We start from the raw sequence: 15,646 nt of genomic DNA, 5'->3' as shown, positions 1-15,646 counted from the left end.
TTTGCTCAGGTTTCCAGTGCGCCACTCAGTTTTCTGAGGCAAGCGCGGGGGTTGCCCGTACGCCAGTTGCAGACTGATGCGGCTGTGCGGCAGACGCATCTACAGTCACCTTTTCTTTCTGTTTTGCCGGCCTTACCGTCGGCCCCGATGGAGCGCTGGCAGCGGTCTCGCCTTCACGCGTACGCTGTTCAAGCAGTCTGGCCTGAACATCGCTAAAGCGTGACCATTGAGCCTGCCACGCCGAAGGCTCTGTAACTCGGCGGGCCTGCACGGCCGTAACCTTGTATTCGGGGCAATCAGTTGCCCAGTCTGTGCTGTCGGTTGTGACGACGTTGGCACCGGATTCGGGAAAATGAAAAGTGGTGTACAGAACGCCAGGCTGTACTCGGTCGGTAACATCCGCCCGTAATACGGTTTCACCTGCGCGGCTGGCTATCGCCACCATGTCGCCCGACTGAATGCCTCGGTCTTCGGCATCGTGGGGATGCATCTCTAGCAGATCTTCGTCGTGCCAGACCACGTTGGCAGTGCGCCGCGTTTGCGCGCCCACATTGTATTGCGTGAGGGTGCGGCCTGTTGTGAGCAGCAGCGGAAACTTTCGTGTGCTGCGTTCATCGCTGGGCACATACTTGGTGATCATGAAACGCCCCTTGCCGCGCACGAAGGTGTCAACGTGCATGATGGGCGTGCCATCAGGCGCTTCTTCGTTGCACGGCCATTGCACGCTTCCGCCCAAGGCCTCGATTTTGTTGAACGACACGCCGGCAAAGGTAGGTGTCAGGCGGGCGATCTCATCCATAATTTGAGAAGGATGGGTGTACTGCATGGGGTAGCCCAAGGCATTGGACAGTGCGCAGGTGGCCTCCCAGTCGGCCAGCTCACCCATGGGCTCCATCACCTTACGTACGCGTGAAATACGACGCTCGGCATTGGTGAAGGTGCCGTCTTTCTCAAGAAATGAAGAGCCTGGCAGAAATACATGTGCATACTTTGCGGTTTCGTTCAGGAAGATGTCCTGAACGATGACGCACTCCATGGCAGCCAGCGCTGCGGCCACATGCTGCGTGTTGGGGTCAGACTGGACGATGTCTTCGCCCTGGCAATAAAGCCCCTTGAAAGACCCACTGATTGCCGCATCAAACATATTGGGAAGACGTAGGCCCGGCTCGGCCTGAAGGATGACGCCCCAGTCTTGCTCAAATTGATGGCGAACAGCGTCGTCAGACACGTGGCGATAGCCCGGCAGCTCATGCGGAAAGGACCCCATGTCGCACGAACCCTGAACGTTGTTCTGTCCGCGCAACGGGTTGACACCCACGCCTTCACGCCCATAGTTGCCGGTTGCCATGGCTAGGTTGGCGATGGCCATGACGGTTGTTGAACCCTGGCTGTGCTCGGTAACGCCAAGGCCATAGTAAATAGCGCCGTTGCCGTGGGTGGCGAACAAGCGTGCGGCCCCACGTACGTCTGCGGCAGGTACGCCAGTTTCACTCTCCATGGCTTCGGGCGAGTACTCGGGGCGTGCCACGAATTCACGCCAATGCTCAAAGGCTTCCGCCTCACAGCGCTCGGCAACAAAGGCTTCGTCGACCAACCCTTCGGTAGCAATGACGTGAGCCATGCTGGTGAGCAGTGCAGTGTTAGTGCCAGGTCGTACCGGAAGATGAAAGTCTGCTTTGACGTGGGGTGCCTGCACCAGCTCGATGCGGCGCGGGTCAATAACAATGAGTTTTGCGCCTTCGCGCAGGCGTCGCTTCAGGCGCGAAGCAAACACAGGGTGCGCTGCACTGGGGTTGGCCCCCATCAAAATGACCACGTCGGTATGCATGACCGAGTCAAAGGTTTGTGTGCCGGCTGATTCGCCTATGGTTGTCTTGAGCCCGTAGCCGGTTGGCGAATGGCACACACGAGCGCAGGTGTCGACGTTATTGGTGCCAAAGGCGGCGCGTACCAATTTCTGTACTAGATAGGTTTCTTCGTTGGTGCAACGCGAAGAGGTAATGCCGCCGACCGAGTCTCGCCCATACTTGCTCTGGATGCGGCGAATCTCTGAGGCAGCGTACTGGATAGCCTCGTCCCAACTGACTTCGCGCCAGGGTTCAGAAATGTGGCTACGTATCATGGGTTTGGTCATGCGGTCTTTGTGGGTGGCGTAGCCCCAGGCGAACCGGCCTTTGACACATGAGTGGCCGCGGTTGGCCTTGCCATCTTTCCAGGGCACCATGCGTACGACTTCCTGGCCCTTCATGTCGACCTTGAAGGCGCAGCCTACGCCGCAATACGCGCAAGTGGTAATGACAGAATGTTCGCCAAGGCCTTTTTCTATGACAGAGTTTTCCATGAGCGAAGAGGTGGGGCAGGCCTGTACACAGGCGCCGCACGATACGCACTCGCTGCCCAGAAACCCATCGTTCTGGCCTGCTGTAATGCGTGATGCAAAGCCGCGGCCATCCACCGTTAGCGCAAACGTGCCTTGCACTTCGTCGCAGGCCCGCACGCAGCGGCTGCAGACAATACACTTTGCGGGGTCATAGGTAAAGTAAGGGCTGGAGGTGTCTTGGGTATCGTCCAGGTGGTTGGCACCTTCAAAGCCATAGCGCACATTGCGCAAACCAACTACTCCGGCCATGTCCTGTAGCTCGCAATCACCGTTGGCCGGGCATGTCAGGCAATCTAGGGGGTGGTCGGAAATATACAGCTCCATCACACCACGCCGCAGTTCATGCAGTTTTTTGTTTTCGGTATGAATCACCATGCCAGCTTCGACCGGCGTGGTGCAGGAGGCCGGATAGCCCCGGCGTCCTTCTATCTGCACCAGACACAGCCGGCATGAGCCAAATGCTTCAAGGTTGTCAGAGGCGCACAGCTTGGGTATGTTGATGCCGGCTTCTGCAGCGGCGCGCATGACTGAACTACCTTCAGGCACATCGATGGCAATGCCATCCACAGTAATGCTTACATAAGTGGTTTGTGTTGATGCCGGGGTGCCAAAATCACGGTCACGTCGGGCGATGGTCTCAAGCATGGTGGCCTCCGTCAGGCGATCTGTGTGCCGGCAGCCTCGGATGAGGGCAGGCCGAAATCTTCTGGAAAAAACTCCAGAGCGGAAAGTACTGGGTATGGCGTCATGCCCCCCAGGGCGCAGAGTGAACCCGCCATCATGGTGTCGCATAGGTCACGCAGCAAGACCACCTGGGCTTCGCGCTGATCGTTGTCACGAATCTTCTGAATGACTTCTGTGCCGCGTATCGAGCCAATGCGACAGGGAGTGCATTTGCCGCAAGATTCTATGGCACAAAAATCCATGGCATATTGCGCCATTTTGGCCATGTCTACCGTGTCGTCAAACGCCACGATGCCGCCATGACCAATCATGGCCGACAGCTTGATATAGGTTTCATAATCAAGCGGGGCGTCCCATTTTGAAGGGGGCAGGTAGGCGCCAAGTGGCCCTCCAACCTGCACGGCGCGCAATGGCCGGCCGCTGGCACTGCCTGCGCCATAGTCATACAGCAACTCCTTCAGGCTAACGCCAAAGGCTTTTTCTACAAGGCCGCCATGCCGAATATTGCCGGCCAGCTGGAAGGCCAGCGTACCGGTTGAGCGGCCCATGCCGTAATCTTGATAGAACGCCGCGCCACGGGCCAGAATAATGGGCACTGAAGCCAGCGATACGACGTTGTTGATGACGGTTGGTTTGCCGAAAAGGCCTTTTATGGCCGGCAGTGGCGGTTTGGCGCGCACCAGGCCGCGTTTGCCTTCGAGGCTTTCCAGCATCGATGTTTCTTCACCGCAGATATAGGCGCCTGCGCCCACCCGCACTTCCATGTCGAAGGCGCGGCCGCTGCCACGTACATTCTGGCCCAGCCATCCTGCTGTGCGCGCCCGCCGTATGGCCTCTTCAAGTGTCTCGATGGCGTATGGGTATTCAGAGCGAAGATACACATAACCATAGTTGGCCTGCACGGCCAGTCCTGCGATGATCATGCCTTCGATCAGTGTATAGGGGTCGCCTTCCATCAACATACGATCTGAAAACGTGCCCGAGTCACCTTCGTCGGCATTGCAGGCAATGTATTTTTGTTCAGAGGTGGTTTCGAGTACGGTTTTCCATTTAATGCCTGTGGGGAAGGCTGCACCGCCGCGTCCACGCAGGCCTGATGCGGTTACCTCCTCGACAATGGCTGACGGTGTCATCGTCAATGCCTTGTTCAGGCCAACGAAGCCGCCATGTGCCTGGTAATCGTCCAGCGACAAGGGGTCGGTGATGCCAATACGTGCAAAGGTAAGACGTTCCTGGTTTTTTAACCACGGGATCTCATCGGTCAGGCCTTTCCAGAGCGCATGCGGTTGGCCTTGCAGAAAGCCGGCGCTGAACAAGCCTGGTACGTCGTCGGGTTCGATGGGCCCGTAGGCAATGCGTCCGGACGGTGTTTCAACTTCGACCAGTGTTTCCAGCCACAGCATGCCGCGAGAGCCGTTGCGTATCAGTTCAATGTCGGCGTGCTGACGTGTCGCTTCCTGAGCAATGGCCTCGGCCACCGCATTGGCACCGACGGCAATGGCCGCAGTGTCGCGCGGAACAAAGACTTTTATGGTTTTGCTCATGCCTGATACCCCTCTTCCTGAAGCAGGCGATCCAGTTTCTCCGGCGTGACCCGGGCGTGCGGCTGGCCATTAATCATGATGGCGGGCGACTGAGCACAAAGGCCAAGGCAATAAACGGGTTCGAGTGTTACGGCCTGGTTTGATGAGTTTTCGTGAAAATCGCAGCCCAGGCGCTGCATGGCGTGGGCAGCAAGTTGTTCGCCGCCCATGGCTTGGCATGATTCAGCACGGCACATTTGCAGTACGACAGGCGCAGCGGGTGTCTGCCGAAAATGCGGGTAGAAGCTGATGACGCCATGTACTTCTGCCCTTGATAGCTGCAGGGCTTCGGCCAGCACCGGCACGGCGCTGGCCGGTATACAGCCCAAGGCATGCTGAACCGCATGGAGTATGGGCAGCAAGTTGCCGTTTTGGCCTTGGTAATGCGCTATGGCCTGGCGTGTCGCGGTATGTACGCTTTCGTCCGAGGGGATGAACTCGTCTGAAGCCGAGGGCGTATGCATGGTTTCTTCCTCCGACAGCCTTAGGTAGCCAAGGCTGGGTTGTCTCTAATATGTTTTTGATTGCATATATGTTTTTTTATGCTTTGAGGTAATCTACACACTTAAGTCATAAGCTTCAATAAGAAAAAATTGACATATAAGAAGTTTTTTAATAGGCAATAAAAAACATATAAGAGAGGCATGGAGACGCATGAGCTATAAATTCAAGGCACGGCTACGGTCAGAATGGGTGCTGGAAAACCCATCGGGAAACGAGCTTGCACTGAGCGAAGTTTTGCGGCTGCTGGCCGCCATCGATGCCACCGGGCATATTGCCGGCGCCTGTAAAGCCTGTGGGCTTTCTTACCGACACGCCTGGGGTGTTGTGCGTAACGCCGAGAAGGAGTTTGGTGCTGCACTCATCGACACCTCGCGTCGTCAGGGCTCACGCGTTACGGCGTTCGGGCAGCACCTGTTGTGGGCAAACCGGCGTGTTGATGCCAGGCTCATGCCCACACTTGAAAGTATGGCGTCAGAGTTGCAAGAAGAGCTCGACCGCCTGTATCCCGCAAGCCAGCCCAGGCTGCGTCTGCATGCCAGTCATGGGTTTGCGGTAGAAGGCCTGATGCAACTGGCCAATGGCCTCGATATTTCGCCCGTCGAATTGCGCTACCGCACCGCCATTGAGGCGCTGGCATCGCTTGATCGATCAGAATGCGACCTGGCCGGTTTTCAGGTGCCCTTGGGTGAGTTTGAACAGCCTATTCTTGAGCGCTACAGGCAGTGGCTCAAGCCTGATCGACATGTGCTCATTCACCTGGCGGTGCGCAACACCGGCATGATCGTCAAGCCTGAAAACCCCAAACACATTGAGTCGGTCGCCGACCTGGTTAATGATGATGTCCGCTTTGTGAACCGCCAGATCGGGTCAAGCACGCGTTATCTGGTTGAACTGATGCTGCAGGAGCTCAATATCGACACCAGCAAGGTGCAAGGTTTTGACACCAGTGAGTTTACCCATATGGCGATTGCGGCACATATCGCGAGCGGCATGGCCGATGTGGGCATTGGCGTGGAAACGGCCGCCTGGCGGTGCGGCCTGACGTTTATTCCGCTGGTTCACGAACGTTATTTTTTTGCTGTTCATCGTGACTCGCTCGATACGCCGCAAATGCAGCGTTTGCTCAATCTGATGAATGGTGAGCAGTACCAGGCCTATGTTTCCGAGTTGGTGGGTTATGACGCGGCCTGTATGGGGCAGGTGCAGACCTTAACGTCAGCATTTGGAGAACAGGGCGTGCAGGCACTCACGGGGCGCGCTGGCGCGCTATGATATCAATATGAGCAAAGTTATCTTTCATTCGGATTCGCGCCCCGTCCCAGGGGTCAGGCCGGTTGCCGCACAGACCGTCGGTGGTGCAGTGCTGGACACGAGGTCGAGGCCTTTGCGTGACCTGCGCATATCGGTTACCGACCGCTGTAACTTTCGATGTACGTATTGCATGCCACGTGAAGTGTTTGGCAGCGATTATCAGTTTATGCCGCACGCCGAGCTGCTCAGCTTTGAAGAAATTGCTCGCGTGGCAGAAGCCGGCACTAGACTCGGTTTGCGTAAAATTCGCCTTACCGGCGGCGAGCCCTTGTTGCGTAAAAACATCGAGGTGCTGATCGCCATGCTGGCAGCCTTGCGCACGCCCGAGGGCAACCCGCTTGAGCTTACCCTTACCACCAACGGCACCTTGCTCGAAAAAAAGGCGGCAGCCCTTAAAGAGGCGGGGCTAGGGCGAGTTACGGTCAGCCTTGATGCGCTCGATGAACGCCTTTTTGAGCGTATGAGTGACAGCAAGGTCAGTGTAAAAACCGTGTTGCGCGGCATCGATGAAGCTGCGCGTGTCGGGCTGGCACCCGTCAAGGTCAACATGGTAGTGCGCAAGGGCATGAACGATGATCAGATTCTTCCCATGGCCCAACACTTTCGCCATAGCGGGCATATTCTGCGGTTTATCGAGTTCATGGATGTCGGGTCGACCAATGGCTGGAACCTGAAAGAGGTGGTCACGGGTGCCGAGATCAGGCAACTTATTGCTCAGCAGTTCCCTTTGCAGCCTGTCACCTCTGATTACCGTGGTGAAGTGGCTGCGCGCTGGCGCTATGAAGATGGCGCGGGCGAGGTCGGGGTCATCACTAGTGTCTCTCAGCCCTTTTGCGGCGACTGTACACGCGCACGCCTGTCGCCCGAAGGGCAGGTGTTTCTCTGTTTGTTTGCCAGCCAGGGCCATGACGTGCGCGCACTGGTGCGCAGCGGTGCCAGCATAGACCAGCTTGCGGCGCGATGGGCCGAGATCTGGTCGGGTCGTGACGACCATTACTCTGAAATTCGCGGAAAACAGACGGCAGCGGCGCGCAAGATCGAGATGAGTTACATCGGCGGATAAACGGCGCACGAGGCATGATACCGCGCGAACATCTCACGGGCCTTATTCTTGCAGGAGGGCGGGCTAGCCGCATGCAGCCGACTGTTGCAGGGTCAGCCCCGTCAGGGCGACTCGTACGCCACGGTCCGCGTGGAGGGCTGTCACCAGAGATGCCGGCAGCCAATAGCGGCATTGTGCCCATAGAAAAAGGCCTGGCTTTGTTGCACGATGAGCCGTTGGTGGCTCACGCCCGGCGTTTTCTCCAAGGGCAGGTCAGCCGCGTGGTGATCAGCGCCAATCGCAGCGTTGATGCGTTTGCGCGCTATGGAGAAGTAATTACTGACGATGCCGAGATAGGGCCAGATGCAGGGCCGTTGGCGGGTATCTACAGTGCGCTGGTGCGCATTGACACGCCTTGGTTGGTCGTTACGCCTGTTGACGTAATTAACCCGCCTGAAGACCTTGTGCCGCGTCTTGCCGATGCCATTGCCCGCAAGGTGGCTCAAGCCGCTTACGCGACCACGACCCGTTCGCACCCCTTATGCATGATGGTGCACGCGGATCTGGCGCCTAGTTTGCGTAGTTACTTGCTGGGGGGGGACCGTAAGGTAATGTTGTGGCTGGAACGCATAGGCGCTGTGTCGGCGCCTTTCGATATGGGCGAGCATGCATTCGCCAATATCAATACCCTGGCAGATTTGCAGCACGCTCAAATTAGAGGGGCGGCAGACACTGTTTAAGCGCCTGCCGCCCCTTTTTTTCTACCGAGCCGACAAACGGCTTAGAAAAACGCCTGAAGTCCTGTCTGGGCGCGACCCAGAATCAGTGCATGCACGTCGTGTGTGCCTTCATAGGTATTGACGACTTCAAGGTTGACCAGATGACGGGCAACGCCGAATTCATCCGAGATGCCATTGCCACCCAGCATGTCGCGCGCCATACGAGCGATATCCAGTGACTTGCCGCACGAGTTGCGCTTCATGATGGAGGTGATCTCGACGGCGGCAATGCCTTCGTCTTTCATGCGACCCAGGCGCAGGCAGCCTTGCAGACCCAGGGTAATTTCCGTCTGCATGTCAGCCAGTTTTTTCTGGATAAGCTGGTTTGCCGCCAGAGGGCGACCAAACTGCTTGCGATCCATGGTGTACTGGCGGGCGGTATGCCAGCAAGACTCGGCGGCACCCAGTGCACCCCATGCGATCCCGTAGCGAGCGGAGTTCAGGCAGGTGAAGGGGCCACGCAGGCCGCTGACACCCGGCATCATCTGTTCGGCACCGACCTCGACGCTGTCCATAACGACTTCACCGGTGATCGACGAACGCAGGCCGACCTTGCCATGAATGACCGGCGCAGACAGGCCCTTCATGCCTTTTTCAAGTATGAAGCCGCGGATTTTGCCGTCATCATCGCCGCCCACCACTTTGGCCCACACCACGAACACGTCGGCGATGGGTGAGTTGGTGATCCACATTTTGGCGCCAGAGATGGTATAGCCATCGGCCGTTTTGACGGCGCGGGTTTCCATGCTGCCTGGGTCGGAGCCATGGTTGGGCTCGGTCAGGCCGAAACAGCCAATCCATTCACCGCGGGCCAGCTTGGGCAGATACTTCTGCTTTTGCTCTTCACTGCCAAACTCGTTGATAGGCACCATCACCAGCGATGACTGCACACTCATCATGGAGCGGTAGCCTGAGTCAATGCGCTCGACTTCGCGGGCGATAAGGCCGTAGCTGACGTAGTTCATGCCAGCGCCGCCGTACTCTTCAGGAATGGTGGCGCCCAGCAGGCCAAGTTCACCCATCTCAGAAAAAATGGCCGGGTCGGTTTTTTCGTGGCGGAAGGCTTCGAGCACGCGCGGCGCCAGCTTGTCTTGCGAGTAGGCTTGCGCTGCGTCACGCACCATGCGTTCTTCTTCGGTAAGCTGGCTGTCCAGCAAGAGTGGGTCTTCCCAGTGGAATGAAGGGTTGGACGACATTTTAATACCTCGTATCAGATGAATTTAATGTCAATCGCCTGATGGCGATTGATAGTGATGGTTTGTGCTGCCGACTGAGTGGTGCGTGCAGCCGCGACGGAGTTACATTAGGCGAAGGTGCTTGCATGACACTACACCTCGCCGTTTTACTGGGTACGATATCTGGCTGCGCTTGCACCGTCGGTTTCAACGCCTTTAGCGTGCCGCCTGTGCCTTCTCGCGAATTTTCTGCAGCGTAGTAGTTGGGGTAATGGCCTCGGGGTCGATCAGGCAATGCAGGATGGCGGGCTTGCCACTGGCTACGGCGCGTTCAAACGCTGGTGCAAACTGCTCGGTGGTTTCGACACGCTCGCCGTGGCCGCCAAATGCCTGGGCGTAGGCAGCAAAATCGGGGTTTTCGAGTGTGGTGGCCGAGATGCGTGCGGGGTAATGGAGCTCTTGATGCATGCGAATAGTGCCAAACATGCCGTTGTCGAAAATAAGCACAACAATGGGCAGGTTGTATTGTACGGCGGTGGCGAATTCTTGCCCGTGCATCATGAAGCAGCCGTCACCGGCAAAGCATATAACCGTGCGTGAAGGATGGATGCGCTTGGCCCCCACGGCCGCAGGCAGGCCGTAGCCCATGGAGCCCGAGGTTGGCGCTAGCTGTGTGCCGTAGCGCTTGAAGGGATGAAAGCGGTGCAGCCAGGTGGCATAGTTGCCGGCGCCATTGCACATAATGCTGTCGTCGGGCAGGGCAGAGGCCAAGTAGGCCATAACCTTGCCAACCTGCAGAGCGCCGGGGTGTGTAATGGTGCTGGGGTCGCTCCAGGCCTCATAGCTTGACCGCAAGCGGGTCAGATCGTTTGCCCATGCAGGTGTTCCGGCTGGTTTCAGGGCAGACACCGCTTGGGCGAATGCGCTGGGCGACACATTAATACCCAGTGTGGCGCGGTAAACGCGGTTTAACTCGCCGGCGTCAGGGTAAACATGCACCAGCTTTTGCTTGGGAACAGGAATGTCGAAAAGCGTGTAGCTCTGGCTGGCGATTTCTGACATGCGCCCGCCTACCAGCAGCACCAGGTCGGCATCACGTATGTACTGCATAAGCTCGGGGTTGCTGCCCAGCCCGACATCGCCCGTGAAGCTTGGGTGATCAACCGGAAACAGCATTTGACGACGAAACTGTACAGCAACAGGCAATTGATAACGGCTGGCAAACTGGGCGAATTCGTCGACGGCGTTTTGGTCCCAACGCGTGCCGCCAAGAATGGCAATAGGCTTGCGGGCGTTGGCTAGCAAACCCTGCAGGTCGTCAAGTTGCGCTGTCGTTGGTGCGCTTTCTATAACTTGGTAACGGGGTGCATCGGCTACCTGGGCGGTTTCCACCAGCATATCTTCAGGCAGCGCGATAACGACGGGGCCTGGGCGGCCAGAGGTGGCGACATGAAAGGCCCGGGATATCAGCTCGGGTATGCGTTCAACCTGGTCGATTTCGGTAACCCATTTGGCCTGGGTACCGAAAACGGCGCGGTAATCCATTTCTTGAAAGGCTTCGCGCTCACGCATGCCGCGTTCAATCTGGCCGACAAACAGAATAAGGGGTGTTGAATCTTGCTGGGCGATATGTATGCCTGCCAGCGCATTAGAGGCACCAGGCGCACGTGTAACCATGCAGATGCCGGGTTTGCCTGTGAGCTTGCCATAGGCATCAGCCATCATGGCTGCGCCGCCTTCCTGGCGACATACTGTGACCTCGATGGAGGCGTCATACAAACCATCGAGCACCGCGAGGTAACTTTCACCAGGCACGCAGAATACGTGCTCGGCCCCGTGGGCGACGAGTTGGTCGACGAGAATGTGGCCGCCAATGCGGGCCTGCAGAGTAGAGCTGGATTCAGTTGTCATGGTAAGCAAGGATAATGTGCGTTGGGCGCACAACGCAATTGATAAAATTGCACAATGTCTTGCGTATTAGGCAAGACATTGGCGTGACGTACAGATCTGGTGTGGCTCGCCATCCAGCACCAGGTATCGACCTTGGGCATCCAAACGCTGACGCGCGGTGTCTCGAGCCCCTTGCACACGATGCCTGGCATCGGGTTACTGGTTTTCAGGGCGCGAAATCCTCGCGTTGCTTGCAATAGTTTGCCAGATTTCTGGCTTCGGAGACGGATATGAGAAATGGGGTGCCCAATCTTGGGGCGTTGCAGGCGTTCGAAGCGACTGCGCGGCTGGGATCTTTTTCGCGCGCTGCCGAGGAGCTGGCGTTGACGCATAGCGCCGTATACCGTCAAGTGACTGGGCTGGAGGAGCGTCTGGGGGTGCAGTTGTTAACGCGTATCCGGCGCCGCGTGGGTCTGACGGATGCTGGCGCAGAATACGCTGCCCGTGTTCGCCATCACCTGGAGCAACTGGAAAAAGACACATTTGGGTTGATTTCTCGCTCAGGCATGGGGCGTAGCCTGCATATTGCTGTCCTGCCCACCCTGGCGACGACCTGGTTGGTGCCCCGATTGGCTCAGTTTCATCGCCTGCATGGTGATATTGCGGTAAGCCTGTCCTCCCGCACTTTGCCGTTTCAGTTCAAAGATCACCCTGTGGATGCCGCCATTTACCATGCTGAACAATTATGGCCACAGACGCGAGGCATCAAACTCTTTGATGAAGAGGCGCTGGTGCCTGTGTGCATGCCCCAGCTGCTTAAAGGGCGTGAGACTGTTGACAGCGACATGTCGGGTCTTACCCATCTGCATATGCTTTCTCGTCCTGATGCCTGGCGATACTGGTATGACGCACAGGGGCGCGAATACCAGCCTTCCATTAGTGCCGGGCCGCGCTATGAACTGTTTTCCATGGTTATTGCGGCCGTCAAAGCAGGTATGGGCGTGGGCCTGGTGCCACGCTTTCTGGCGCAACCTGAGCTGGATGCCGGCACGCTGGTCGCGCCGGTTGAGGGTGTGCTAAAAGTGCCGGAAGCCTATTTTTTCAGTTATCCAGTGGATCGCGATCGCTCTGAAGCGCTCAACATGTTTGAATCATGGGTGCAGGGGCTGGCGCAGTAAATTGAGTGAAAGACAAAGACAAAGACAAAAAAACGGAAAGGCAAAAGTAAGGGGTGAGGCAAAAGTAAGGGGTGAGGCGGCTAGGGGTAAGAAACAGAGAACAGGGAGCCAGAGACACAGACGGCCAGAGACAGACGGAGACAGACGGGAATAGACGGGATAGACGGGAATAGACGGGAATAGACTGGAATAGACTGGAATAGACGGGGATAGACTGGAATAGACTGGAATAGACGGGGATAGACGGGGATAGATGGGGATAGATGGGGATAGACGGGGATAGACGGGGACAGACGGGTATAGACAGGGATAGGCAGGGGATAGCAGAAGACAGTCAGAGACAGCCAGAGGCCCGAGGGTGGGCGAAGGGATGAGAAGCAAGAAATAAAGGGCGAGACACATGCAGGCAAGGCGAGAAAACACACGATTGGGCTTTTATGCGGTGACCGGGCGCCGCAGCACGGTAGCGCGTGCGCTGGCAGGGCTGATGCTTGCCCTCTTGCTTCCCGCTGCGTGGGCGGCGTCGCCGGCCTCACCCTCACCCGCTGTGGTGTCGCCAACTGCAGTGTCGCCAACTACGGTGTTCAAAGAAGACATCAACCCTGAGTCTGCTACAGCCGTATCCCAGCGGACATTGGTCAGGGCAGCGCATTACATGGCCAGCAGCGCCAATCCACTTGCCACGCGGGCTGGTGCCGACATGCTGGCAGCGGGCGGTAATGCCGTGGATGCCACTATCGCCATGCAAATGGTGCTTGCACTGGTAGAGCCTCAGTCTTCCGGGCTGGGGGGCGGCGCCTTTCTGGTCATGTATGACCCTGCAAAGGGCATGCTTGCATACGATGGTCGCGAGACGGCACCATTGGCGGCGCGCAACGACCGATTTGTCAAAGACGGCAAGCCACTGCCATTTTGGGACGCGGTAAATAGCGGAAAATCTGTCGGAGTACCTGGGGTGCTGGCCATGCTGGCCATGGTTCATGCGCAGCACGGTCAGCTTCAATGGTCACAGCTTTTCACGCCGGCCATTGCACTGGCTGAGCAGGGTTTTGAGGTGTCTCCGCGCCTGCATGCCTTGCTCAAAGAAAATGAGTATTTGCCGCAGCAACCGGCTGCGGCAGCGTATTTTTATGATGATCAGGGCCAGCCGTGGCCTGCAGGGCATCGCCTGAAAAACCCCGCACTGGCACGCAGCCTGCGCCTGATCGCTCAAGATGGCGTATCGGCATTTTATCAGGGCGACATCGCGCACGATATCGTTGAGGCAGTGAGGGGCCATGCTATGCCCGGCGACCTGACGCTTGCTGATCTGGCTGCCTACAAGGCTAAAGAGCGCGAGCCTTTGTGCATGCCTTACAAGGCCTATCAGTTGTGCGGCATGCCACCGCCCAGCTCGGGGCCGCTGGCGATTATGCAGATGCTGGGCATACTCGCTCATACTGATATCGCGGCCATGGCGCCAGACAGCCTGTCGTCCGTACATTTATTTTCTGAGGCGGGTAAGCTGGCCTTTGCCGACCGCGATGTTTATGTGGCCGACCCTGATTTTGTTCATGTGCCAGTACAGGCCATGCTAAATCCAAAATATCTTGCCTTGCGGGCGGGCTTGATCGATAAACAACAAAGCATGGGGCGTGCGCCACCGGGTGACCCGGCCAATATGCTGGCGGTCAGAGGGCAAGACAACTCACCGGAGCTGCCGTCCACCAGCCACATGGTGGCGGTTGACGCTGATGGTGGGGTGGTTTCCATGACCAGTTCAATAGAAACCGCGTTCGGTAGCAAAATCTTTGTTGATGGCTTTTTGCTTAACAACGAACTGACAGACTTCTCGCTCAGCGGTGTAGACGATGAGGGCAAGCCTGTGGCCAATCGGGTTGAACCGGGCAAGCGCCCGCGCAGCTCCATGGCGCCCATGATTGTGCTCAAGGACGGTAAACCCTACATGGCGATCGGATCACCCGGAGGGGCTGCCATTATCAACTTTGTGGCAAAGACCTTGCTGGGTGTACTCGATTGGGGGCTGAACATTCAGCAGGCCATTGCCCTGCCCAATCGAGGCAGCCGCAATCGGTTTACCGAGGTCGAGAAAGACACGGCCCTACATGTATTGGTAGCACCGCTGCGTGCAATGGGCCATGAGGTGCGCGAAATTGCATTTCCAAGCGGGCTTCAGGGCGTGGTGATTACGCCCCAGGGTCTGGAAGGTGGGTCTGACCCTCGACGCGAAGGCGTATCGATGGGTGACCCGCCGGGTTAGCGGAAAACGACAGTACGCTGGCCGTTGAGCAAAATGCGGTGTTCCACGTGCCAGCGCACGGCGCGCGACAGCACGCGCGATTCTATGGTGCTGCCCACACGGGTAAGGTCGGTTGAGCTCATGGCGTGGTGCACACGCTCAATGTCTTGCTCAATAATTGGCCCTTCGTCAAGTGCTGCCGTAACGTAGTGGGCGGTGGCGCCAATAATTTTGACGCCGCGCGCATGCGCCTGGTGATAAGGCTTGGCACCTTTGAAACTGGGCAAAAAGCTGTGATGAATATTAATGGCCCTGCCAGACAGCGCGCGACACATGTTGTCGGACAAAATCTGCATATAACGCGCCAGCACGACAACGTTTACATTTTCTTTGGCGACCAGGTCAAGAACCTGTTGCTCTTGCTCTGCACGGTTTTCGGCGCTGACAGGCAACAAATGAAAAGGTATGCCATAGGATTCAGCCATGCCTTTGAAATCAGGATGATTGGACACGACGCCCGCCACTTCTACTGGCAGTTCGCCGCTATTGGCCCTAAAGAGCAGGTCGTTCAGGCAGTGGCCTTGTCTGCTTACCAAAAGCAGCAGGCGCGCCTTGCGCTGGGCGTCATTGATCTGCGCGTCCATATCGAATTTGTGGGCCACTGATGCAAACGAGGCATGAAGCTCGTCGACGGGTGTGGCAATGGGCAGCGCAAAATGTACACGCAAGAAGAACCGCTCGGTTTCGAGATCGCCAAACTGCTGGGCATCAATAATGTTGCCATGCAGGCCCAGTAGCCAGCCGGTTACGTTGTGAACTATGCCAATGCGGTCAGGGCACGAAAGCGTAAGAATGTAGTCGTTCATGTGTAGTGTTAAGCA

The 15,646-nt window shown here is 57.3% G+C and carries 11 protein-coding genes; 5 read left to right on the top strand and 6 right to left on the bottom strand.

Annotated elements, in window-relative coordinates; all coding sequences use genetic code 11:
- Positions 1–25: 25 nt before the first annotated feature.
- The 3 genes from fdhF to FQ179_RS17330 are packed head-to-tail and all read right to left on the bottom strand — an operon-like array spanning position 26 to position 5,111.
- Positions 26–3,025 (bottom strand): formate dehydrogenase subunit alpha, encoded by a 3,000-nt coding sequence (gene fdhF / locus FQ179_RS17340; RefSeq protein WP_149398576.1) that lies wholly within the window; start codon positions 3,023–3,025, stop codon positions 26–28.
- An 11-nt stretch (positions 3,026–3,036) separates the two neighbouring features.
- Positions 3,037–4,608, bottom strand: a complete 1,572-nt coding sequence (locus tag FQ179_RS17335) for an NADH-quinone oxidoreductase subunit NuoF (RefSeq protein ID WP_149398575.1) — start codon at positions 4,606–4,608, stop codon at positions 3,037–3,039.
- A complete protein-coding gene (locus tag FQ179_RS17330) occupies positions 4,605–5,111 on the bottom strand; it encodes a formate dehydrogenase subunit gamma (protein WP_149398574.1) in 507 nt (168 codons plus the stop codon). Before FQ179_RS17330 ends, FQ179_RS17335 begins: the two co-directional genes overlap by 4 nt.
- 190 nt (positions 5,112–5,301) lie before the next feature.
- On the opposite strand from FQ179_RS17330, the gene FQ179_RS17325 reads away from it, so the two are divergent.
- From FQ179_RS17325 to mobA, 3 genes are read left to right on the top strand one after another with little or no spacing between them, the layout of a single operon-like run.
- Positions 5,302–6,423, top strand: coding sequence for a substrate-binding domain-containing protein (locus tag FQ179_RS17325; RefSeq protein WP_149398573.1), 1,122 nt, complete (start codon positions 5,302–5,304; stop codon positions 6,421–6,423).
- A 7-nt stretch (positions 6,424–6,430) separates the two neighbouring features.
- Positions 6,431–7,525, top strand: coding sequence for a GTP 3',8-cyclase MoaA (moaA, locus tag FQ179_RS17320; protein ID WP_149398572.1), 1,095 nt, complete (start codon positions 6,431–6,433; stop codon positions 7,523–7,525).
- 14 nt (positions 7,526–7,539) lie between these two features.
- A complete protein-coding gene (mobA, locus tag FQ179_RS17315) occupies positions 7,540–8,244 on the top strand; it encodes a molybdenum cofactor guanylyltransferase (RefSeq protein WP_149398571.1) in 705 nt (234 codons plus the stop codon).
- 41 nt (positions 8,245–8,285) lie between these two features.
- Here the strand turns inward: mobA and FQ179_RS17310 are convergent, their stop codons facing one another.
- Entirely contained in the window at positions 8,286–9,479 is a 1,194-nt protein-coding gene (locus tag FQ179_RS17310; RefSeq protein WP_149398570.1) for an acyl-CoA dehydrogenase, read from the bottom strand.
- A 195-nt stretch (positions 9,480–9,674) separates the two neighbouring features.
- Entirely contained in the window at positions 9,675–11,369 is a 1,695-nt protein-coding gene (locus FQ179_RS17305; RefSeq protein ID WP_149398569.1) for a thiamine pyrophosphate-binding protein, read from the bottom strand.
- 269 nt (positions 11,370–11,638) lie between these two features.
- Here FQ179_RS17305 and FQ179_RS17300 point away from each other — a divergent pair, with 269 nt between their 5' ends.
- Together FQ179_RS17300 and ggt are read left to right on the top strand one after the other, a co-directional pair.
- On the top strand, positions 11,639–12,526 hold the full coding sequence (locus FQ179_RS17300) for a LysR substrate-binding domain-containing protein (RefSeq protein WP_149398568.1): 888 nt from the start codon (positions 11,639–11,641) through the stop codon (positions 12,524–12,526).
- 400 nt (positions 12,527–12,926) lie between these two features.
- The gene (gene ggt, locus FQ179_RS17295) at positions 12,927–14,786 is read left to right on the top strand and encodes a gamma-glutamyltransferase (RefSeq protein WP_370459890.1); all 1,860 of its coding nucleotides are present in this window, start codon (positions 12,927–12,929) and stop codon (positions 14,784–14,786) included.
- On the opposite strand, the gene purU is transcribed toward ggt, so the two are convergent.
- Entirely contained in the window at positions 14,783–15,631 is an 849-nt protein-coding gene (purU, locus tag FQ179_RS17290) for a formyltetrahydrofolate deformylase (protein WP_149398567.1), read from the bottom strand. The two genes, ggt and purU, sit on opposite strands and share 4 nt — an antisense overlap.
- Positions 15,632–15,646: the final 15 nt, after the last annotated feature.

The organism is Pusillimonas sp. ANT_WB101 (genome assembly GCF_008369125.1).
Classification (GTDB): domain Bacteria; phylum Pseudomonadota; class Gammaproteobacteria; order Burkholderiales; family Burkholderiaceae_B; genus Allopusillimonas.
Note: the sequence above shows the minus strand (reverse complement) of the source record. Positions and strands in the feature narration are given on the sequence as shown.